The sequence below is a fragment of the Mycolicibacterium hodleri genome, assembly GCF_025822245.1.
Lineage (GTDB): Bacteria > Actinomycetota > Actinomycetes > Mycobacteriales > Mycobacteriaceae > Mycobacterium > Mycobacterium hodleri.
The window spans coordinates 475,578-495,017 of sequence record NZ_JACKTL010000033.1; the positions used below are offsets into that span (position 1 = coordinate 475,578).

Annotated in this window: 16 protein-coding genes; 8 read left to right on the plus strand and 8 right to left on the minus strand. The window is 69.4% G+C overall.

What is annotated here, in order from left to right; genetic code table 11:
- The first annotated feature begins 158 nt into the window (after positions 1-158).
- Complete coding sequence (car, locus tag H7J06_RS14770; protein ID WP_264039646.1) at positions 159-3,635, plus strand: carboxylic acid reductase; 3,477 nt, start codon at positions 159-161, stop codon at positions 3,633-3,635.
- 96 nt (positions 3,636-3,731) lie between these two features.
- Here the strand turns inward: car and H7J06_RS14775 are convergent, their stop codons facing one another.
- From H7J06_RS14775 to H7J06_RS14790, 4 genes are all read right to left on the minus strand, one after another.
- Entirely contained in the window at positions 3,732-4,967 is a 1,236-nt protein-coding gene (locus H7J06_RS14775) for an MCE family protein (protein WP_264039647.1), read from the minus strand.
- 154 nt (positions 4,968-5,121) lie between these two features.
- Complete coding sequence (locus H7J06_RS14780) at positions 5,122-6,189, minus strand: NAD(P)H-dependent amine dehydrogenase family protein (RefSeq protein WP_264039648.1); 1,068 nt, start codon at positions 6,187-6,189, stop codon at positions 5,122-5,124.
- Between the two features lie 62 nt (positions 6,190-6,251).
- A complete protein-coding gene (locus H7J06_RS14785; protein ID WP_264039650.1) occupies positions 6,252-6,671 on the minus strand; it encodes a TIGR03668 family PPOX class F420-dependent oxidoreductase in 420 nt (139 codons plus the stop codon).
- Positions 6,668-7,300: a hypothetical protein gene (locus tag H7J06_RS14790; RefSeq protein WP_264039651.1), complete on the minus strand. Its 633-nt coding sequence runs from the start codon at positions 7,298-7,300 to the stop codon at positions 6,668-6,670. The genes H7J06_RS14785 and H7J06_RS14790 overlap by 4 nt, the downstream gene beginning before the upstream one ends.
- 234 nt (positions 7,301-7,534) lie before the next feature.
- Between H7J06_RS14790 and H7J06_RS14795 the strand changes: the two genes are divergently transcribed.
- Genes H7J06_RS14795 through H7J06_RS14810 form a run of 4 tightly spaced genes read left to right on the plus strand, consistent with a single transcriptional unit; the run spans position 7,535 to position 11,352 of the window.
- The gene (locus H7J06_RS14795; protein WP_264039652.1) at positions 7,535-8,668 is read left to right on the plus strand and encodes an ABC transporter substrate-binding protein; all 1,134 of its coding nucleotides are present in this window, start codon (positions 7,535-7,537) and stop codon (positions 8,666-8,668) included.
- 5 nt (positions 8,669-8,673) lie between these two features.
- On the plus strand, positions 8,674-9,528 hold the full coding sequence (locus tag H7J06_RS14800) for an ABC transporter permease (RefSeq protein ID WP_264039773.1): 855 nt from the start codon (positions 8,674-8,676) through the stop codon (positions 9,526-9,528).
- A 10-nt stretch (positions 9,529-9,538) separates the two neighbouring features.
- The gene (locus H7J06_RS14805; RefSeq protein WP_264039653.1) at positions 9,539-10,300 is read left to right on the plus strand and encodes an ABC transporter permease; all 762 of its coding nucleotides are present in this window, start codon (positions 9,539-9,541) and stop codon (positions 10,298-10,300) included.
- On the plus strand, positions 10,297-11,352 hold the full coding sequence (locus H7J06_RS14810) for an ABC transporter ATP-binding protein (protein WP_264039654.1): 1,056 nt from the start codon (positions 10,297-10,299) through the stop codon (positions 11,350-11,352). The genes H7J06_RS14805 and H7J06_RS14810 overlap by 4 nt, the downstream gene beginning before the upstream one ends.
- Before the next feature lie 75 nt (positions 11,353-11,427).
- Here H7J06_RS14810 and H7J06_RS14815 read toward each other — a convergent pair whose 3' ends face one another.
- Both H7J06_RS14815 and H7J06_RS14820 read right to left on the minus strand, forming a co-directional pair.
- On the minus strand, positions 11,428-11,997 hold the full coding sequence (locus H7J06_RS14815) for an orotate phosphoribosyltransferase (RefSeq protein WP_264039655.1): 570 nt from the start codon (positions 11,995-11,997) through the stop codon (positions 11,428-11,430).
- Positions 11,998-12,016: 19 nt separating this feature from the next.
- The gene (locus H7J06_RS14820; RefSeq protein ID WP_264039656.1) at positions 12,017-12,829 is read right to left on the minus strand and encodes a HugZ family pyridoxamine 5'-phosphate oxidase; all 813 of its coding nucleotides are present in this window, start codon (positions 12,827-12,829) and stop codon (positions 12,017-12,019) included.
- Between the two features lie 171 nt (positions 12,830-13,000).
- Here H7J06_RS14820 and H7J06_RS14825 point away from each other — a divergent pair, with 171 nt between their 5' ends.
- Both H7J06_RS14825 and H7J06_RS14830 read left to right on the plus strand, forming a co-directional pair.
- Positions 13,001-14,155, plus strand: a complete 1,155-nt coding sequence (locus H7J06_RS14825) for a hypothetical protein (protein WP_264039658.1) — start codon at positions 13,001-13,003, stop codon at positions 14,153-14,155.
- A gap of 61 nt (positions 14,156-14,216) precedes the next feature.
- The gene (locus H7J06_RS14830; protein ID WP_264039774.1) at positions 14,217-15,506 is read left to right on the plus strand and encodes a maltokinase N-terminal cap-like domain-containing protein; all 1,290 of its coding nucleotides are present in this window, start codon (positions 14,217-14,219) and stop codon (positions 15,504-15,506) included.
- Positions 15,507-15,509: 3 nt separating this feature from the next.
- On the opposite strand, the gene H7J06_RS14835 is transcribed toward H7J06_RS14830, so the two are convergent.
- Positions 15,510-16,586 carry a cellulase family glycosylhydrolase gene (locus H7J06_RS14835; RefSeq protein ID WP_264039659.1) on the minus strand — a complete coding sequence of 359 codons (1,077 nt, stop codon included), beginning with the start codon at positions 16,584-16,586 and terminating at the stop codon, positions 15,510-15,512.
- Between the two features lie 175 nt (positions 16,587-16,761).
- On the opposite strand from H7J06_RS14835, the gene H7J06_RS14840 reads away from it, so the two are divergent.
- Complete coding sequence (locus H7J06_RS14840) at positions 16,762-18,696, plus strand: glycosyltransferase family 39 protein (RefSeq protein WP_264039660.1); 1,935 nt, start codon at positions 16,762-16,764, stop codon at positions 18,694-18,696.
- Here the strand turns inward: H7J06_RS14840 and H7J06_RS14845 are convergent.
- The gene (locus H7J06_RS14845) at positions 18,689-19,429 is read right to left on the minus strand and encodes an ABC transporter permease (protein WP_264039775.1); all 741 of its coding nucleotides are present in this window, start codon (positions 19,427-19,429) and stop codon (positions 18,689-18,691) included. The two genes, H7J06_RS14840 and H7J06_RS14845, sit on opposite strands and share 8 nt — an antisense overlap.
- Between the last annotated feature and the right edge of the window lie 11 nt (positions 19,430-19,440).

Consider the following 19,440-nt stretch of genomic DNA (forward strand, 5'->3'; position numbering starts at 1 on the left):
ACGACTAGCCCCAAACATGGTCTTCCTCACAGGAAACTGCCAGGTCAGGCATTTGGGGCATATCTTTAGTTTTGCTAACGTTGTACGCATCGAGTCAGGCAACGGAGCCTGCCGAATCAGGTACTTCAACCGTACGTAGTCATTTCTAGGGGTCTTCCATGTCGAACAACAGCCGCGAAGCGCGCCTCGAGCGCCGCATCGCCGACCTGTACGCCGACGACGAGCAGTTCGCCGCCGCAAAGCCAGATAGCGCCGTCAGCGAGGCCGCCGGTCGACCCGACCTCCGCCTCTCCGACGTCGTCCGCACCGTGATGGAGGGCTACGCCGACCGGCCTGCGCTGGGCCAGCGCGCCGTCGAGTACGTCACCGAGGCCGGCCGCACCACCGCGACGCTGGCGCCGCACTTCGAGACCGTCAGCTACGGCCAGCTCTGGGAGCGCGTCCAGGCGTTCGGCGCCGCGCTGCAGCACCAGCCCGTCGAACCCGGCGACCGGATCGCCATCCTCGGCTTCACCAGCGTCGACTACACCGTCGTCGACACCGGCGCCTCGCAGCTGGGCGCGGTCTCCGTGCCGCTGCAGACCAGCGCGCCGCAGACCCAGCTGCAGCCGATCGTCGCGGAGACCGAACCCGTCGTGATCGCCTCCAGCGTCGACTACCTCGACGACGCGGTGGAGCTCGTCCTCACCGCCCCGACCCCGCCCGCCCGCCTGGTCGTGTTCGACTTCCAGCCGCAGGTCGACGACCAGCGCGAGGCGCTCGACGCGGCCAAGGCCCGCCTGCAGGACACCTCCGTGGTCGTCGAGACCATGGCCGAGCTGCTGAGCCGCGGTCAGACGCTGCCGGCACCCCGCTCGGTCGTCGGCGAGGGCGACGACCCGCTCGCGCTGCTCGTCTACACCTCCGGCAGCACCGGCGCCCCCAAGGGCGCGATGTACCCGGAGAGCAAGGTCGCCAACATGTGGCGCGCCGCCGCCAACGCCCACTGGGACGAGAACCAGGGCGTCCTCCCCGCGATCACGCTGGCCTTCCTGCCGATGAGCCACGTCATGGGCCGCGGCATCCTCTACGGCACCATCGCCAGCGGCGGCACCGTCTACTTCGCCGCCCGCAGTGACCTGTCGACCCTGCTGCAGGACCTCGCCCTGGTTCGGCCCACGCAGCTGAACTTCGTCCCGCGGATCTGGGACATGCTCTACCAGGAGTACGTCAGCCAGGCCGATCGCGGCGCCGACATGGCGGAACTGCGCCAAAGCCTGCTCGGCGGGCGGTACGTCAGCGCCATCACCGGCTCGGCGCCCATCTCGCCCGAGCTGAGGGCATGGGTCGAGGAGTTCCTCGACATGCACCTCGTGGAGGGCTACGGCTCGACCGAGGCCGGCGCCGTCTTCGTCGACGGCGTGATCCGGCGCCCACCGGTGGTCGACTACAAGCTGGTCGACGTTCCCGAGCTGGGCTACTACGGCACCGACGTGCCGCACCCGCGCGGTGAGCTGCTGGTCAAGTCCGACCAGCTCTTCCCCGGTTACTACAAGCGCCCCGAGGTCACGGCCGAGGTGTTCGACGCCGACGGCTACTACCGGACCGGTGACATCGTCGCCGACCTGGGCCCCGACCAGGTGCAGTACCTGGACCGCCGCAACAACGTGATCAAGCTGGCCCAGGGCGAGTTCGTCACCGTGTCCAAGCTCGAGGCCGCGTACACCGACAGCCCCCTGGTGCGCCAGATCTACATCTACGGCAACAGCGCCCGGCCCTACCTGCTGGCCGTGGTCGTGCCCACCGAAGACGCTCAATCTCGTTACGATGCAGACGAACTGAAGTCCGCCATCAGTGCCTCGCTCAAGGAGGCCGCGCGCACGGCGGGCCTGCAGTCCTACGAGGTTCCTCGCGACTTCCTCGTCGAGACCACCCCCTTCACCCTGGAGAACGGCCTGCTGACCGGCATTCGCAAGCTGGCCTGGCCGCGGTTGAAGGAGCGCTACGGTGCCGAGCTCGAGCAGCTGTACGCCGACCTGGCCGACGGGCAGGAAGGCGAGCTGAGGGCGCTGCGGCAGAGCGGCGCCGACCGGCCCGTCCTCGAGACCGTCAGCCGGGCCGCGAGCGCGCTGCTCGGTGCGGCCGCCGCCGACGTTCAGGCCGACGCGCAGTTCACCGATCTCGGTGGAGACTCGTTGTCCGCCTTGACCTTCGCGAACCTGCTGCACGACATCTTCGGCGTCGACGTGCCCGTCGGCGTGATCGTCAGCCCGGCCAGCGACCTCGCGTCCATCGCCGCCTACATAGAGGCGCAGCGCGCGGGCGGGTCCAAGCGGCCCACCTACGACGCGATCCACGGTCGTGACGCCACCGTGGTGCGCGCCGCCGACCTGACGCTGGACAAGTTCGTCGACGCCGAGACACTGGCCGCCGCCACGTCGTTGCCCGGCCCCAGTTCCGAGGTGCGCACCGTGTTGCTCACGGGCGCAACGGGATTCCTGGGCCGCTACCTCGCCTTGGAGTGGCTGGAGCGGATGGACCTGGTCGACGGCAAGGTCATCTGCCTCGTCCGCGCCAAGGACGACGCCGCCGCACGCGCCCGGCTCGACGCGACGTTCGACAGCGGTGATCCGAAGCTGCTGGAGCACTACCGCACGATGGCCGCCGACCACCTCGAGGTGCTCGCCGGTGACAAGGGCGAAGCCAACCTCGGCCTCGACGACGCCACCTGGCAGCGGCTGGCCGACACCGTCGACCTGATCGTCGACCCGGCGGCACTGGTCAACCACGTCCTGCCGTACAGCCAGCTGTTCGCGCCGAACGTGCTTGGCACCGCGGAACTCATCCGCATCGCGCTCACCACGAAGATCAAGCCGTTCGTCTACGTGTCCACGATCGCGGTGGGTGCGGGCATCAACCCGGCCGACAACAACGAGGACGCCGACGTCCGCGTCGTCAGCGCCACCCGCGCGGTCGACGACGGCTACGCCAACGGGTACGGCAACAGCAAGTGGGGCGGCGAAGTGCTGCTCCGCGAGGCCAACGAGCACTACGGCCTGCCCGCGTCGGTGTTCCGCTGCGACATGATCCTGGCCGACACCACCTACACCGGTCAGCTCAACCTGCCGGACATGTTCACCCGCATGATGCTGAGCCTGGTGGCGACGGGCGTTGCGCCGCAGTCGTTCTACCAGCTGGGCGCCGACGGTGGTCGCCAGCGGGCGCACTACGACGGGTTGCCGGTCGAGTTCATCGCCGAGGCGATCTCGACGATCGGTGCGAACGTCACCACCGGGTTCGAGACCTTCCACGTGATGAACCCGTACGACGACGGCATCGGCATGGACGAGTTCGTCGACTGGCTGATCGAGGCCGGGTACCCGATCCGTCGCATCGAGGACTACGGCGACTGGCTGCAGCGCTTCGAGACCACGCTGCGGAGCCTGCCCGAGAAGCAGCGCAACGCGTCACTGCTGCCGCTGCTGCACAACTACCAGTCTCCGGAACATCCGGTCAACGGTTCGATCGCCCCGACCGACAGGTTCCGGGCGGCGGTGCAAGAGGCAAAGATCGGACCCGACAAGGACATTCCGCACATCTCGGCGCCGGTGATCGTCAAGTACGTCACGGACCTGAAGTCACTGGGCCTGCTCTGAGTTCGAGTTCCTCCCCCGTCGAGTGTGCCGTGGGATCGCGATTCGACGACGAATCCCGATCCCACGGCACTTTCGACGTCGTGGGAGGGGTGGGGCTCAGGGGTTGATGGTGTTCTCGCCGACCTGGCGTCCCCAGACGTAGTCGACGGCCAGCGGCTGACCCAACTCGAGGTGGTTGTACGGCGCGATCGACGCGCCGGTGTCCATCACCAGATACGGCATCGGCCACAGGTCCCTGGTCACCGGTTGCCAGCATCCCGGCCGACCCTCGGGACCGCCGCGGGCGTTCACCCGCGGCAGGTTGTCGGGGTAGACGTAGGGATTGCCGGGGCCGACGAGCTCGTCGCGCAGCTTCAGTGAGAAGCCGTTGCCGCCGCCGAACTCCGAGAACGCCGGCTCGACGTCGTGATAATTGCGGATGGTGCAGAACAATTCGGGGCTGTACTCGTCGAGCAGCGCGCTGGTGGGCACCAGGTCGGCGACCCCGCGAACCAGATACGGGGCGCCCTTCTCGACGACGTCGGCGGCGGTGTTGCCGAAGCCGACCGCCGCCATCAAGGCCGCGTCGAGGTCGTCGCGGCGCTCGTTGAGCGTGCGCGCGGTGGTGACCGCACCCGCCAGGCTGTCGAATAGGTCTGGCGCGCTGGCGGAGTAGACGTCGGCGAGGTCGGCCAGATTCCGGGTGTCCTCGTGCACGCGTGGCAGCAGCGGGTTGACGTCGGCCAGGATCACGTTGCCGTTCTCGACGGACTCGCCGAAGCGGGTCCCCAGCCCGCTCAACGCCTGCGCGGTGGCGGTGAGCGTCTGGTTCAGCTTCACCGGGTCGACGTGCTGGGTCACCGCCACCACCGTCTCGAACAGGGTGTTGAACTCGGTGCTCGTATTCGTCGAGCGGATCGGCGTGCCCGCGCTCACTCGCTCGGCCACGGGCGTGGCGGGTGAGGACAGCGCAATGTACTTGTTGCCGAACACCGTCGACGCCTTGATCTCCGCGTCCACGTTGGCCGGCAGCAGCTCGACGTCGCCGGGGGCGACGTCGAGGGCGATGCTGGCCATCGTCGCCCCGTCGACGGTCACCGCGTCGACCGTCCCGACGCGACCGATCTCGACGCCGTTGAAGGTCACCTTCGACCCCGGATCCATCGACAGACCCGAACGCGGAGAGAGCAGCGTCAGCTGGGTGGTGTCGGAGAAGACGCCGCGGAATTGGCACCACACCAAGACGAGTACGACGCCGACGACGAGGAAGAGCACGGCCGCCGACGTCTTGACCGGAGGGTCGTGGCGCCAATGCCGGAAGCGGGGCTCCAGTGCGGCCACGGGCGAGCGCATCCCCAGCTCCCTTCGGACCGTCGGCTCCCGGACGGTGCGACGGCAGAAGTGTCCCAACCGGTTGGTGGGGGTGCAAGCATTGCGCCGTAAATGCGGCGCTGATCACGTCACGCGCCAGATCATGGCCTAGGACACAGTGTTCGGCGGTTCCCCGTTAGAAGTTGCCGAAGCCGATCAGGCTGTGCACCTGCGGAAGGGTCGCGATGGTCGCGAAACCCGGTGCGGCCGCGCAGACCGCGGGAATCGCATTGAGCACCTGCATCGCGGTGGCGACGTTCGCCGAGTTGACGTGCTCGATCATCGAGGCGTCCCGTTCGAAGCTCGCCAGGGACAGGAAGTGCGCCCGCATCGAGGGTTCGCCCTCGATGGTGAGCGTCCACCCGTGTTGCGGCTTTGGCCAGTGCCCGGGGTACTCGTTGCCGACGGTCCACAGCGTCTCGATCTCGACCAGTGGCCGACCCTCGCGGCGGCCCACCCAGTTCCACCGCTGACCCCCGGTGGTGCCTGCCCGCAACACGTGGTCGAAGATCTCGTGGTCGCGCTTGGCGGCGACGGCGTCGACGGTCGCCGTCACCTCGTCGATTCCGGCATGCAGTGCGTCGGCCAGCAGCCACACCTGTTCGGTGAAGATCGAACTGTTGAACGCCAGGAAGTCGTTTGCCGTCGCGGAGATTTCGTCGACCGGATGGCCGAAGCGCATGTTGTCGAACGTGATCGCCGTGCTGTCGTACCCCGACCAGTCGGCCCGCTCCTGCAGCTTGATCTTCTCGATCGTCCGGCTCATGCCCGACAGCGCCAACGGCAGAGCGCCCGAGAGGTTGCCGGGGTTGAGGCCGCACCCGTGCACACTGGTGCCACCCTGCAAGCAGGCGGCCAGGACGCGGTCGCGGTCCCGGAGGCGAATGCGGTTGGGGTGGAACAGAAACGCCGTCGTCACGACGTTCTTGCCACTCGCCAGGATCGAGCACACCTCGGCGATCGAGGTCAGCCTCGGGGTGTACACCACGCAGTCCGCCTCGATGGCCAGGGCGCGGTCGTGATCCCGCGTGGCGACCACTCCGACGGGCTCGCGACCAATCAGGGTGCCGGCGTCGACGCCGTCCTTGTCCTCGGAATGAACCTTGACGCCCACCAATTCGAGGCCGGTGCGAGGATCGAGGATCGTCGCCAGCGCCTCCTTGCCGACCGCGCCGGTGCCCCATTGGATGATGCGTAGTGCCATCCGATCACAGTGGCACGTCGGCCCGGGGCACGTCGAGGTTTCGACGACCGGCCGCAGGTCGTTCAGGCATGCCACGACGACCAGCGCGTCACCGTCACGGTGACCACCGGACCGTCGAGCGCGACCCGTTCGTACTGGGCGTACTTCCGACGCAGCGCGGCATAGCCGACGGCCATCTGCTCGCCGCTCTCGTGCACCGTCGCCAGCCCGTCGGCCCGGACCCACCACAGCTGCGCCCAGTCGTCGTCGTAGTGCTCGACCAGCAGGCTCACCCGGGGATTGGCGGCGATGTTCGCCAGCCGGCGCAGGCGCTGCGTCGACTTCCGCTTCGCGTCCACGGCGGTGTACAGCGTCGTCTCGTCTCCGGCGGTCCGCACCGTGAACACGATGGGCACCAGGTGCGGCGCACCGTCCTCGCCGACCGTGGCGAGCACCGCCACCGGCGCGCTCGCAAACCGTGTGACGGCGTCGAAGTCGCTCACCGCGAGGGCATTTGGGGTCTCACGCTCATCGGCGAGCGGGTGACGTTGATCTCGGGCTTCTTGGGCGGCCGGGTCGGCTGACGCGCGATCACCGGCGCCCGCTCGATCTCCGAGGCCGACGGTGGTGGCGGGGGCGGTGGTGGTGGCGGTGGGGGAGGGGGCACCTCGGCCTCGCTGGTGGCGGTCGGGGTGCTCGACGTCGTCGGTGCGACCGAGGTCTGCTCGACGGGCGCGGTGTTCTCGCCAACGGACCCTTGAAAGGCCAGCAGGACCACCGAGACCACCAGGGCGACGGCCGCCACGGACACCGCGGCGACGACGACGGCCGTGTGCCCGGTGCGGTACCACGGCGCCGGGGCGGGCTTGAAGTTCCAGGTGCTCGCGTCGAACGCGTTGAACGTCTGTTCCTCCGCCGCGGTCGGCGGAGGGGGTTCGACCCACTCGACCCGGGGCTCGGGATCCTCGACGTAGTCCTCGGCCGGCTGGTCGAAGAGGTATCCGAATCCGGGATCCTCCGGTACGTCCGGCTCGGCGGCTTCGGACGGCGGGTAGGCCAAGCGATCCGTGTCGACTGCCTCGTCGACCGGATCGTCCAACCTGGCCTCCCCCGAGGCCTCGCCGTCCGCCACCCCACGATGTTAGGCGGCGACCAGCAGTTATGGATGACCGGATGCCAAATTGGTCCGGCGCGTCGAAGATCCCTCCACGACGGGAGAGAGACGGCCGAGAACGGCTGCCGACCTGCGGGCCCAACGGTAAGGTCCCCCCTGATCGATAGTTCGACGTGGTTCGTTCACCGTCGCGACCAGGCGTGGTCACCTCAACGCCACCGTCGCGCATCCCGCCCATAAGAAGGTTCGCGAATGAAGAAAATGCGGCTCGCCGCCAGCGCCCTGGTCCTCGTCGTCGCGGGCGGCCTCGTCGCGTGCGCACCACCGGAGTCAAAGGACAAGGGCGAGAAGACCTCCTCCGGCGTCAACTCGAGTGAGGCGACCTCGGCCGCCGACTTCGGTGGCGAGAACATGTCGGGACTGATCGACGCCGCGAAGAAGGAAGGCGAGCTCAACGTCATCGCCCTGCCGCCGGATTGGGCGAACTACGGCGCCATCATCAAGGCGTTCGGTGACAAGTACGGCATCAAGGTCAACTCCGCCCAGCCCGACGCCGCCAGCCAGGACGAGATCAACGCCGCGACCCAGCAGAAGGGCAAGTCGACCGCCCCGGACGTCTTCGACCTCGGACAAGCCGTCGCGTTGGCCAACACCGCGATGTTCGCGCCGTACAAGGTGGCGAAGTTCGACGAGATCGGTGCGGAGATGAAGGCGCCCGACGGCACCTGGGTCAACGACTACGGCGGCTACGTGTCCATCGGCTACGACTCGGCCAAGGTGCCGGAGATCAAGAACGTCGACGACCTTCTCGGCCCCGACTTCAAGGGCAAGGTCGCGCTCAACGGCGATCCGACGCAGGCCGGCGCGGCGTTCTCCGGCGTCATGATGGTTGCGCTGAGCCAGGGTGGGTCGCCCGACGACGTCGCCCCCGGCGTGACGTTCTTCGGCAAGCTCAAGCAGGCAGGCAACTTCCTGCCCGTCGACCCGACGCCCGCCACCATCGAGTCCGGCCAGACGCCGGTTGTCATCGACTGGGACTACCTCAACGTCGCGGAGACCAAGAAGCTGCCGTCGTGGAAGGTGATCGTCCCGCCCAACGCCGCGCTCGCGGGCTACTACTACCAGGCGATCAACAAGGACGCTCCGCATCCCGCGGCGGCCCGGCTGTGGCAGGAGTTCCTCTACAGCGACGAAGGGCAGAACCTCTATCTGCAGGGCAGTGCGCGTCCGGTGCGGGCCGACAGCATGGTCACCGCGGGCACGATCGACCTGACCGCCTACCGGGCGCTGCCGCCGGTCGACGGATCGGCGGTCTTCGTGACGCAGCAGCAGAGTGACGCCGCGAAGAAGTACCTGGAAGCCAACTGGGCCAAGGCGATCGGCTGATCGCCCTGGCCAAGATCCGCAGTCGCCTCGTCGACTCCCTGCCACTGCTGCCGTTCTTCGCGGTGGTGGGGATCTTCCTCATCGTCCCGACGGTCACCGTCATCACCAGCGCGGTGATCGACGACGGCAGGTTCTCGCTCGCCCGGCTGAGCGCGCTGTTCTCCGAGACGGCGCTGACCGCGCTCGGCAGAAGCGTGTTCCTCTCGGGCAGCACCGCGGTGCTCGGCGCCGTGTTCGGTGCGCTGCTCGCGTGGCTGATCGTGTCGCGGCCCGCCTCGTCGATGATCCGCCGCGGTGTCATCTCGCTGTGCAGCGTGCTGGCCCAATTCGGCGGTGTGGCACTGGCATTCGCGTTCCTCGCGACGATCGGGCTGAACGGCGTTCTCACGCTGTGGGTTCAGCAGCACTTCGGCTGGAACCTGGCCGGCTCCGGATGGCTGTACGGGCTTCCGGGGCTGGTGCTGGTGTACACCTACTTTCAGATTCCGTTGATGGTCATCGTGTTCCTGCCCGCCCTCGAGGGCCTGCGGGAACAGTGGCGGGAAGCCGCCGTCAGCCTTGGTGCGTCGACCTGGCAGTACTGGCGGCAGGTCGCCGTGCCGCTGCTGACCCCGGCGTTCCTCGGTGCGGTGCTTCTGTTGTTCGCCAACGCCTTTGCCGCCTACGCGACGGCCGCGGCGCTCGTCAGCCAGGGCAGTCCGATCGTGCCGCTGCTGATCCGCGCCGCGCTCACCAGCGAGGTGGTGCTTGGTCAGTCGGGCTTCGCCTACGCGTTGGCTCTGGAGATGATCGTCGTCGTGGCCCTGGTGATGGGGGCCTACAGCCTGCTGGTCCGGCGCACGTCGAGGTGGCTGCGATGAGGTGGCTGCGATGAGCACCCGCGTGGCCAAGGGTGCGCTGTGGGTGGCGTTCGGGTTGTTCTTCCTCTTCCCGCTGTACGCGATGGCCGACTTCTCCACGCGCAATCTGCTCAAGGGTGGGCGCACGATGGCGGCCTGGGCCAACCTCGTCACCGACGAGGCGCTCTACCAGTCGATCATCACGTCGCTTCTGCTCGCGGTGCTGACCGTGGTGGTGATGCTGATCCTGTTGGTGCCCACCATGATCTGGGTCCGGCTGCGCACGCCGTGGGCCAAGGGCGTCGTCGAATTCCTGTGCCTGCTGCCGCTCACCATCCCGGCGCTGGTGGTCGTCGTCGGCCTGAAGAACGTCTACCTGTGGGTGACGTACTTCTTCGGCGAGTCCGCGTTGACCCTGACCTTCGTCTACGTCGTGGTGGTGCTGCCGTTCTCCTACCGGTCGATCGACGCCGCGCTGTCGGCGATCGACCTCGGCACGCTGTCGGAGGCCGCGCGGTCGCTGGGGGCGGGGTGGACGACCACCATCGCGCGCGTCGTCGTCCCCAACATCTGGTCGGGTGTGCTGTCCGCGGCGTTCATCTCGGTGGCCGTGGTGCTCGGCGAGTACACCATCGCGTCACTGTCGGGCTATCAGACCCTGCCCATCCAGATCGTCGCGCTCGGCAAGACCGACGGCCCCACCTCGGTGGCGGCGTCGTTGGCCACGTTGCTGTTCGGTTTCGTTCTGCTTCTTGCACTTTCACTGGTCACCCGACGGAGGCGTCACGCATGAGCACCACTGGCGGCGGGGTGGCGGTCGAGCTGACCGACCTCACCCGAACCTACGGCAGCGTGAAGGCGCTCGACGGTCTGAACCTGAAGATGGAGCCCGGCGAGTTCGTCGCGCTGCTCGGCCCCTCGGGATGCGGCAAGACCACTGCGCTGCGCATCCTCGCCGGGCTCGACAAGGCCACCTCCGGCACGGTCACCGTCGACGGCCGCGACCTGACCTCGGTGCCCGCCAACAAGCGGGACATGGGGATGGTGTTTCAGGCCTACAGCCTGTTCCCGCACCTCACCGCGGCGGAGAACGTCGAGTTCGGGCTCAAGATGCGAGGCAGTGCGAAGGGCGAAAGAGCCACGCGCGCAGCGGAGATGCTCGAGCTCGTCGGCCTGTCGGAGCACACCCACAAGTACGCCTCGGAGATGTCGGGCGGTCAGCAGCAACGGGTCGCGTTGGCGCGTGCGCTGGCGATCCGCCCGCGGGTCCTGCTGCTCGACGAGCCGCTGTCCGCGCTCGACGCGAAGGTGCGCACTCAGCTCCGCGACGAGATCCGCCGGGTGCAACTGGAGGTCGGGACGACGACGCTGTTCGTCACCCACGACCAGGAGGAAGCCCTCGCCGTCGCCGACCGCGTTGGTGTGATGAGCAAGGGCCGCCTCGAGCAGCTCGCGCCACCCGCGGAGGTGTACGCGAACCCCGCCACGCCGTTCGTCGCGGAGTTCGTCGGCCTGAACAACCGCGTGCCCGCCCGGGTTTCGGATGGCCGAGCCAGCGTCTTCGGCGCCGAGCTGCCCACGCTGACGGGCTCGATCACCTCCGGGGCGGGGACGGCGATGGTGCGGCCGGAGTCGGTCACGGTCACCGCCGACGAGTCCGGAGCGGAGACGGTGCGGTCGGTGGCGTTCCTCGGTCCGATCTCACGCGTGTACGTCGAGCTGGCCGACGGCGCCGTCGTGCACGCTCAGCTGAGCAGCTCACAGGCGAGGGAGTTCAGCCCCGGGCAGCGGGTCGCCGTGGGGGTTGCGCCCACCGACGTGCTGGTCGTGCCCGCTGCGGGCTAGACGTCCCCTCGAGTGTGGGTGTCGTGCACGCAATTTCGAGACTTCGCGTACGCGACCCCCACAGTCGCCCGTGACTCAGACGTCCTTGACCGGCTCGATGCCCAGGTCGCGATAGGTGACCAGCGCCGCGAACGGCACGTTGCGACGGGCGAATCTGCCCGCCGCCACGTCGCCACGGTCGACCATCGGGATGACGCCGCTGACGACGGCGCCCGCCGCGACGACCCGGTCGAACGCGATCTCGGTGGAGCCGCCGGTGCTGATGACGTCGTCGACCAGCAGGACGCGCATGCCCGGCTCGATGCGGGTGCCCTCGATCCACTGTTCGCGGCCGCGCTGCTTCTGCTCCTTGCGGACCGAGAACCAGGCCTTGCCGGTCACCATCGCGATGCCGTGCGCGAGGGGATCGGCGCCCATGGTCAGCCCGCCGACGGCGTCGTACTCGATGCCGGTCTGCGTGGCGAGGTCGGCGACCGCGCGGCTGACGACGGTGAGTCGCTCACCGGTGTCGATCGCGAACTTGCCGTCGATGTAGTCGTGGCTCAGCTGGCCGCTGGCCAGCTTGAAGGGTTCGTCGCGACGTTCGTAGCCGCGGGTGCGGATGAGGTCGAAGGCGGCTTGCCAGGTCTCGGGGCGGTCGGACACGCACCGATCGTAGGGCAGGTCAGCCTTCTCGCGCCCGCCGCGTCAGTTCCACCGTGGCCGCCCGCAACTGGTCGGGGGAGTCGAGGCGTTCGGCGAAGCCGACGCGCGGGTACGCCACGCCGCGGTCGGTGGTCACCTTGAGGTCGAGCCCGTAGCGGTCGACGCCCGTGCAGGTGGCCGCCGTGGTGTCCGGGTAGCCGCCGAGCGTCCTGGCCATGGCGGCCAGGGCTTCGGCGTGGTCGGCGTTGAGGTGTTCGACGGCGCCCGCGGCGATCGCCTGCACCGGGTCGGGTTCGGCCGTCGCGTAGTCGGGCCCGGCGGCGGAGTCCATGCGCCCGTACCCGCCGACCCAGCGCACCCGGTCGACCCGCAGCACCCACAGCGTGAAGTCGCTGTAGTCGACGTAATACTTCGCCGCGGGAACGGCGTCGAGGTGGGCCTGGCGGGCGGCTGCCTGTTCGTCCCCGACTGGCCGCTCGACGACGCCGGCCAGGGTGATGCGGGAGTTGGCGAGCGGATCGGTGTCGGTGGCGGCGGCGACGATCGCGATGCTGGCCCGCGGATCGCCGGCGAGGTTGCGGCCGTGCTCGGCGAGGTTGGAGACGCACAGCACGGGCGCTCCGCCGAGCAGTCCGTAGGTGACGAACGACGCCCACGGGTCACCCGTGGCCGTCAGCGAGGCCAGGGTGCCGGTGTTGGTCGACGCCGCGATCGTGCGGGCCTCCTCGGCGGCCGACGGTCGGGTGGTGTGCACCGCCGCGGCCAAGGGGGGCGGAATCGACGGGGCGTCGCCAGGATCGCCGTGGTCGCGCAAGGTATCACCGGATGCCACGTCCGCACCCTACCGTCGCGCGGGCCGGGGTTTGCCGACGACGGGGTGCCTGCTGGTTCGCTGGCCGGGGCCGGCCGTCCAAAGATCGACGTCACAGGGGTCTCGTGTGCAACAATCAGGTGGTGGTATTTCACCAGCTCAGACGTTAAATTTAGCTGAAAAGAGAGCGTTGTGCCGAACGCTGTGCTCCGAGTGTCGCGAGCCGTCGCCGCGCTGATTGCAGCGTTGCTGATGAGCTCTATCGGCATGGGTGTGGCGGGCGCGGATCCCGACGACGGCGGCACCCCCACCGACCCCGGCACGGGCGGCGAGACTCCTCCTTCGAGCGAACCCGAGCCGACCACGGGCATTCCGCCGGCCGGGACCCCCGCGACCCGGCCGCCAAGCATCTTCGACATCCCGCAGACGATTGCCACGCAGCTGCGCGACATGTTCGGCAAACCACTAAGCATCTTCGGCAACGGCCGGGTTCCCGGGACCCTGACGGTGCCCGACACCGCGGCCGGTGGTGCGTCCACCGGGCGCAAGCGCGACAAGCCGACGACCGGTGAGCTTGACTCACGGCCGGACCCGGCGCCGCCCGACGTCGTCTCGCCGGCGACCCGCCGCAGCGGGAGCACGGTCGAGGTGGCGCTTCCGTTGACGCCGCCGATCACCGTCCCGGTGCCGTCCGTCCCCGTGCCCGGCTACGAGAACGTGCGGTGGTCGCTCAACCTGACCGACCCGTACGCGGCCTTCACGTCGGTCGGGCAGACGTTGAACACGGTGAACTCGTTGCTGAAGGACGCCTACGCGCCGTACGACCCGTTCCGCCCGCCGCCACCGGCCCCGACGCCGGCCCCGACGTTCCGCATCATGCAGGAGGAGCCGTCCGTCGTCGACGCCGGCGACGGGACCGGTGCCACGGTCCCGCTGTCGACCGGGTCCTCCGGTCTGCCGGTGCTGCAGGCGCCGGTGGTGGTGCCGCAGATCCGGGTCCCGACGCCACGGCCGATCAGCGGGTCGGCGCCCGCGGGCGTCCGGGTGCTCGCGGTCGGCTCGGCTGGCGTGCGGGCGCCCGCGGTCAAGGGTTCGGTGGCGCAGACGGGATCGATCCCGACCGACCGGTTGCCGCCGGCATCCGCCTCGTCGGCGACGGGCGCCCCCGCCCCACGGCAGGGCTACCCGCGCTACCTGCGCACGGCCCGCGCCAACGAGCTGGCGATGGTCGCGATCCCGGGGCTCGCCGGCCTGCTGGCCCTCACGTTCGGTGGCGGAGTGATCGGATACCGCCAGGCCAATTCCGGGCGCTACCTGCGCACCGACGCCGCCCGCTTCCTGACTTGAGCTTCCGGGCTGATTCAAGCGCACCGGCCGTGGGTAGCTTTGAAGACTGATGACTGAGGCGATGAACCTTCCGTTCGACCAGTGGCTCCCAACCCAGCGGTGGTACGCCGGGCGTGGCCGCCAACTCTCCGAGGTGCGGACGGGCGAGGTGGTCCCGCTGCGGGGCGATCTCGACCTCGTGCTCCTCGACGTCGAGTTCACCGACGGCACGTCGCACCGCTACCAGCAGCTGGTGCGCTGGGACGGCGGAGCGGACGGGCCGGGCGCCGCGACCATCGGCACGTCGGGCGTGCACACCGGTTACGACGCGCTCTACGACCCCGACGCGGCCAAGTTCCTGCTGACGCTGGTCGACGAGTCCGCCACCGTCGGCCCGCTGCGCTTCGTGAAGGAGCCGGACGTCGAGCTGCCGTTGCACCTCGACGGCCGCGTCATCGGTGCCGAGCAGAGCAACACCAGCGTGGTCTTCGGCGACGCCGCGATGTTCAAGGTGTTCCGTCGCGTCACCCCCGGCGTCAACCCGGACATCGAGCTGAACCGCGAGCTGGCCCGCGCGGGCAATCCGCACGTCGCGCGGCTGCTCGGGTCGTTCGAGACGACCTTCGACGGGGAGTCGTACTCGCTGGGCATGGTCACCGAGTTCGCCGCCAACTCCTCGGAGGGCTGGGACATGGCCACCGCCAGCACCCGAGACCTGGCCTCCGGGGGAGCCGACTTCGCCGAGGAGTCCTATCGCCTGGGGGAGGCCGTCGCCTCCGTGCACCGGACGCTGGCCATGACGCTGGGGACCGAGCAGCAGCCGTTTCCCGTCGAGGCCCTGCTGGAGCGCCTGAACTCCGTTGCCGCGATGGTGCCCGCCGTCGAGCAGTACCGGGACGCGGTCGAGGAGCGGTATCGGAAACTCGCCGGGGAGTCGCAGACCGTGCAACGCGTGCACGGCGACCTGCACCTCGGGCAGGTGCTGCGCACGCCGGAGCGCTGGTTGGTGATCGACTTCGAGGGTGAGCCGGGGCAACCGCTCGAGGAACGCCGCCGGCCGGATTCGGCGTTGCGGGACGTCGCCGGCGTGCTGCGGTCCTATGAGTACGCGGCCTACCAGCGGCTGGTCGACGGGTCCGCGAAGAACGACGAACTGGCCGCGCGGGCCACCGCATGGGTGGATCGCAACTGCGCGTCGTTCTGCGACGGGTACGCCGCCGCGGCGGGTACCGACCCGCGGGACTCCGGCGGAACGCTTGCCGCCTACGAACTCGACAAGGCGGTCTACGAGGCCGGCTACGAGGCCAGGTACCGCCCGGACTGGCTGCCCATCCCGATGGCGTCGATCGCCCGGTTGGTGGGCAGCGGGTAGCCGTTAGGCCAGGGCCGCGACGGCTGCCTGCGCAGGCTTCGGCGACCAGTCCGTCCGGTACAGCCCGAAGGTGTCGTCGGGGTTGCCGCTGCCGGTGTTGCGGTCGCGGGTCGTGTAGACGTAGGCCGGTCCGGCATACGGGAGGGTGCGCCACTTGGCGAGGAAGTCCGTGAGGTACGCCGCCTGGGTCGCCTCGTCCACGCTGGAGGTCGGCTCACCGTATTCGGTGGCCCAGATCTTCTTGCCACCGTCGCCGTTGGACGCCATCCGGTCGTGGATCGCGCCGACCTGCAGGAGCGGGGAGTTGGGCAGGTCGCCGCCGGCGGAGAACATCGTCGTGTACTGGTACGGGTGGAAGGACAGCGCGTCGAAGGAGCCCTTCGCGCCGGCGGCGTACATCTGGTCGACGAACGTCACCGGGTCCATCGTCAGGGCGAAGAACGACACCACGGAGCCGACGACGCCGCCGACGACGAGCGCCGACGGGTCGGCGCCCTTGATCTTCGGGTACGCCGCCTTGAGCAGGTCGGCGTAGACGGCCGGTTCGGGTCCCTGGGGGCCGGACGTCCACGACATCGCCGCGTTCGGCTCGTTCCAGATCTCGTAGGCGCCGACGCGGCCGCGGAAGTGGCTGGCCGCCGCGGCGGCGAAGTCGCCGTAGGTACCGACAGACGCCGGGGGGCTGGAGACGGCGGCCAGCCCGGGTGCGACGGCCCACCCCGGCGACGACACCAGCGTGCCGAGCACCGACATCCCGCGGGCGTTGGCGGCGTTCACGATCAGGTCGGTCTGGCCGAAGTCGAACTGCCCGGGGTTGGGCTCCATGCCCGCCCACGGCATCATCACGCGCACGTTGCGGACGCCGGTGGCCGTCATGAGGTCGAAGGTCCGGTTCACGTCGTCGGGTGACATGCCGTAGATGTCGGAGTCGGAGATGCCGACGGTGCGCGACGAGGTGTTGATGGACGCCGTCTCGACGAACGGAATGGTTCGCGACGTGGGTTGCCACGCCGTCGCGGCAGTCGCCGACACTGCGGCGACGGTCGCCATCGCAGCGACGATCTTCAAGACGTTGCGCACACTGTCCCCCATCTCAGGCCGAGGCTCGGCGAGTCGAACCTAGCAAGAAGCTCCGTACGAGGAGTTTCGTCCGTCACCGGTGGCCGCGTTACCGGGTGTTTCCCGGCGACGTTCGGCAGCAGTCTCACCGCTGCTTCACAGGTTGGCCGAATGTCGGAATGCCTCACTGTCAGGTGTGACGTTCGCGCCGGGGACCGTGGTCGACCCCCCGACCCGCCCCATCCCCGAGCGGGAGCCAGACCGGGTTCGGCTCGTCACCGGGGAGCGGGTCCGCCTCGGCCTCCTCCTGGCCGGCACCGCCGTCCTCTACCTGTGGAACGTCACGATCAACGGGATGGCCAACCAGTACTACGCCGCGGCCGCGCAGGCCGGCTCCGGAAACTGGGAGGCGTTGCTGTTCGGCTCGCTGGACGCCCACAACTTCATCACCGTCGACAAGCCGCCGCTGTCGCAGTGGGTAATGGGACTCTCGGGTCAGGTGTTCGGCTTCAGCAGTGCCAGCATGCTGGTCCCGCAGGCGCTGATGGCGGTCGGCGCCGTCGCCCTGCTGTACGGCGCGGTCCGCCGGCTCGGCGGACCGGGCGCGGGCCTGCTCGCCGGTGCGGCGCTCGCGGTGACGCCGGTGGCGGTGCTCATGTTCCGCTTCAACGACCCCGACGCCGCGATGGTCCTTCTGATGACGGCAGCGGCCTACTGCACCGTGCGCGCGCTGGAGCGCGGGTCGGCCGGATGGTTGGCCGGCGCGGGGGTGGCTCTGGGCTTCGCGTTCCTGGCCAAGATGCTCGAGGGTGCCATGGTGATGCCGGCGCTGGTCGCCGCCTACCTGGTCGCCGCGCCGATTCGCCTGCGCGCCCGACTGCTGCACCTGCTGGGCTCGGCCGCGGCGTTCCTGCTCTCGGCCGGCTGGTTCGTGGTGCTGACGATGCTGTGGCCCGCGTCGTCGCGGCCCTACATCGCCGGGTCGACGGACAACGACTTCATGAACCTGGTGCTCGGATACAACGGTCTGGCAAGGGTTTTGGGGCGTGATCGCCAGGGCGGGAGCATGTTCGACGGCGGGCACGTCGGGGTCGCCGTCCTGGGCGGCGTTGGCGGTCACCCGCAGGGCCTCGGGCGGCTGGTGTCCGGTGAGTTCGGCTTCGAGATCGGTTGGCTGGTGCCCGGTGCGGTGCTGGCAACGGTGCTGACGGTGGTACTGCGGGGCAGGGCGCCGAGGACCGATCCGGTGCGCGCCGGCGCGGTGCTGTTCGGTGGGTGGTTCTTGGTCGACGGCCTGGTGCTCAGCTTCATGCACGGCACCGTCCACCCGTACTACAGCCTTTCGATCGCGCCGCCCGTCGCGGCGATCTTCGCGATCGGGGTGTGCCAGGCCTGGTCGCGACGCGAAATGCCATGGAGCCGAGCCGCACTCGCTGCACTGCTGCTGGCGGCCGGGCTCTGGGGCTGGTGGCGGCTCGGCGGGGGAGCGGTGTCGTCGTCGGCGTTGCGGTGGGCCGTCCTGGGCGCGACGACGCTCGCGTCGACGGCCCTGCTGTGGTCGTGGACCTCCGGTGGTCGGATCGGTCGGCGGTACGTCGCGCCCGCTCTGCTGACCGTGGCGTTGACCGCGGCGCTCGGCGGGCCCGCCGCCTACGCGGTCGCGACAGTCGCCGCGCCCCATCAGGGCATCGGGCCGTCGGTCGGCCGCCCGGGGACGGGGTTCGGCGGCGGCCGCACGATGGGCAACCCGCGCCTCGACGCGCTTCTCGAGGAGACCGACACACCGTGGTCGGCGGCGGTGGACCGGTCGACGTCGGCCGCCGGGCTGGAATTGGCAACGGGGACGGCGGTAATGGCGATCGGCGGCTTCTCGGGCACCGACCCCACTCCGACGTTGCAGCAATTCCAGGACGACGTGGCCAACCACCGGGTGGCGTATTACCTCGCGCCGCCGGGTTCGGGCCGCATGCCCTCCGCCGTCACGAACGGCAAGCGGGATCACGGGGCCGCGGACGTCGGCTCACGGGCGCACTCCGACATCCTGCAGTGGGTCCGCGACCACTTCCCCGCCACCACCGTCGGCGGGGTCACGGCCTACGACCTGCTGGCGCGGCGGCCGGGCCCTACCTGACCAGGCGCCGCAACAGCGACGACGCGGTGAACACCCCCAGCGCCGCGGCGACCAGAAGAACGCCGACGTCGAGCAGGGTGTTGCCGGGCATGCCGATGAGCAGCGCCCGCAGCGCGTTGACCTCGTAGCTCAGCGGATTCACCGCCGAGAGCCAGCGCAGCCACTGGGGCATCACCTCGACCGGGTACAGCGCGTTGGACGCGAAGAACAACGGCATCGTGATGGCCTGGCCGATGCCCATCAGCCGGTCTCGGTTGCGCACCAGGCCCGCCAGCGTCATCGACAGACACGCGAAGAACGCCGACCCGAGCACCACCACGGCCATCGCCCCGAGGATGCGAATGGGATTGGCGGTCAGGTGAATTCCCATCAGATAGGCGATCACCATGACGCCGACCACCTGCGCGACCGACCGCACGCCCGCCGCGAACGCCTTGCCGGTGATGAGGGCCGACGCGGGCGCGGGGGTGACCATCAGCTTCGCAAGGATGCCGGCGTCGCGGTCCCACACGATCTGAATGCCGTAGAAGATGGAGATGAACAGCGCCGACTGGGCGATGATGCCGGGGGCCAGGAAGGCCAGGTACGGTACGCCCCCGGTGTCGATGACGTGCAGCCTCGAGAACGTCTGCCCGAAGATCAGCAGCCACAGGGCGGGCTGCACCATGCGGGTCACCAGTTCGCTGCGGTCGTGGCTGAGCTTCTGCAACTCGACGAGTGCGAAGGCTCCCATGCGGCGCAGCA

Bases quoted from the DNA above. Each gene is read 5' to 3' on its own strand.
- H7J06_RS14810 (WP_264039654.1), top strand. From the start codon at position 10,297: ATGAGCACCACTGGCGGCGGGGTGGCGGTCGAGCTGACCGACCTCACC.
- car (WP_264039646.1), top strand. From the start codon at position 159: ATGTCGAACAACAGCCGCGAAGCGCGCCTCGAGCGCCGCATCGCCGAC.
- H7J06_RS14795 (WP_264039652.1), top strand. From the start codon at position 7,535: ATGAAGAAAATGCGGCTCGCCGCCAGCGCCCTGGTCCTCGTCGTCGCG.
- H7J06_RS14830 (WP_264039774.1), top strand. From the start codon at position 14,217: ATGAACCTTCCGTTCGACCAGTGGCTCCCAACCCAGCGGTGGTACGCC.
- H7J06_RS14775 (WP_264039647.1), bottom strand. From the start codon at position 4,967: ATGCGCTCGCCCGTGGCCGCACTGGAGCCCCGCTTCCGGCATTGGCGC.
- H7J06_RS14805 (WP_264039653.1), top strand. From the start codon at position 9,539: ATGAGCACCCGCGTGGCCAAGGGTGCGCTGTGGGTGGCGTTCGGGTTG.
- H7J06_RS14845 (WP_264039775.1), bottom strand. From the start codon at position 19,429: ATGGGAGCCTTCGCACTCGTCGAGTTGCAGAAGCTCAGCCACGACCGC.
- H7J06_RS14780 (WP_264039648.1), bottom strand. From the start codon at position 6,189: ATGGCACTACGCATCATCCAATGGGGCACCGGCGCGGTCGGCAAGGAG.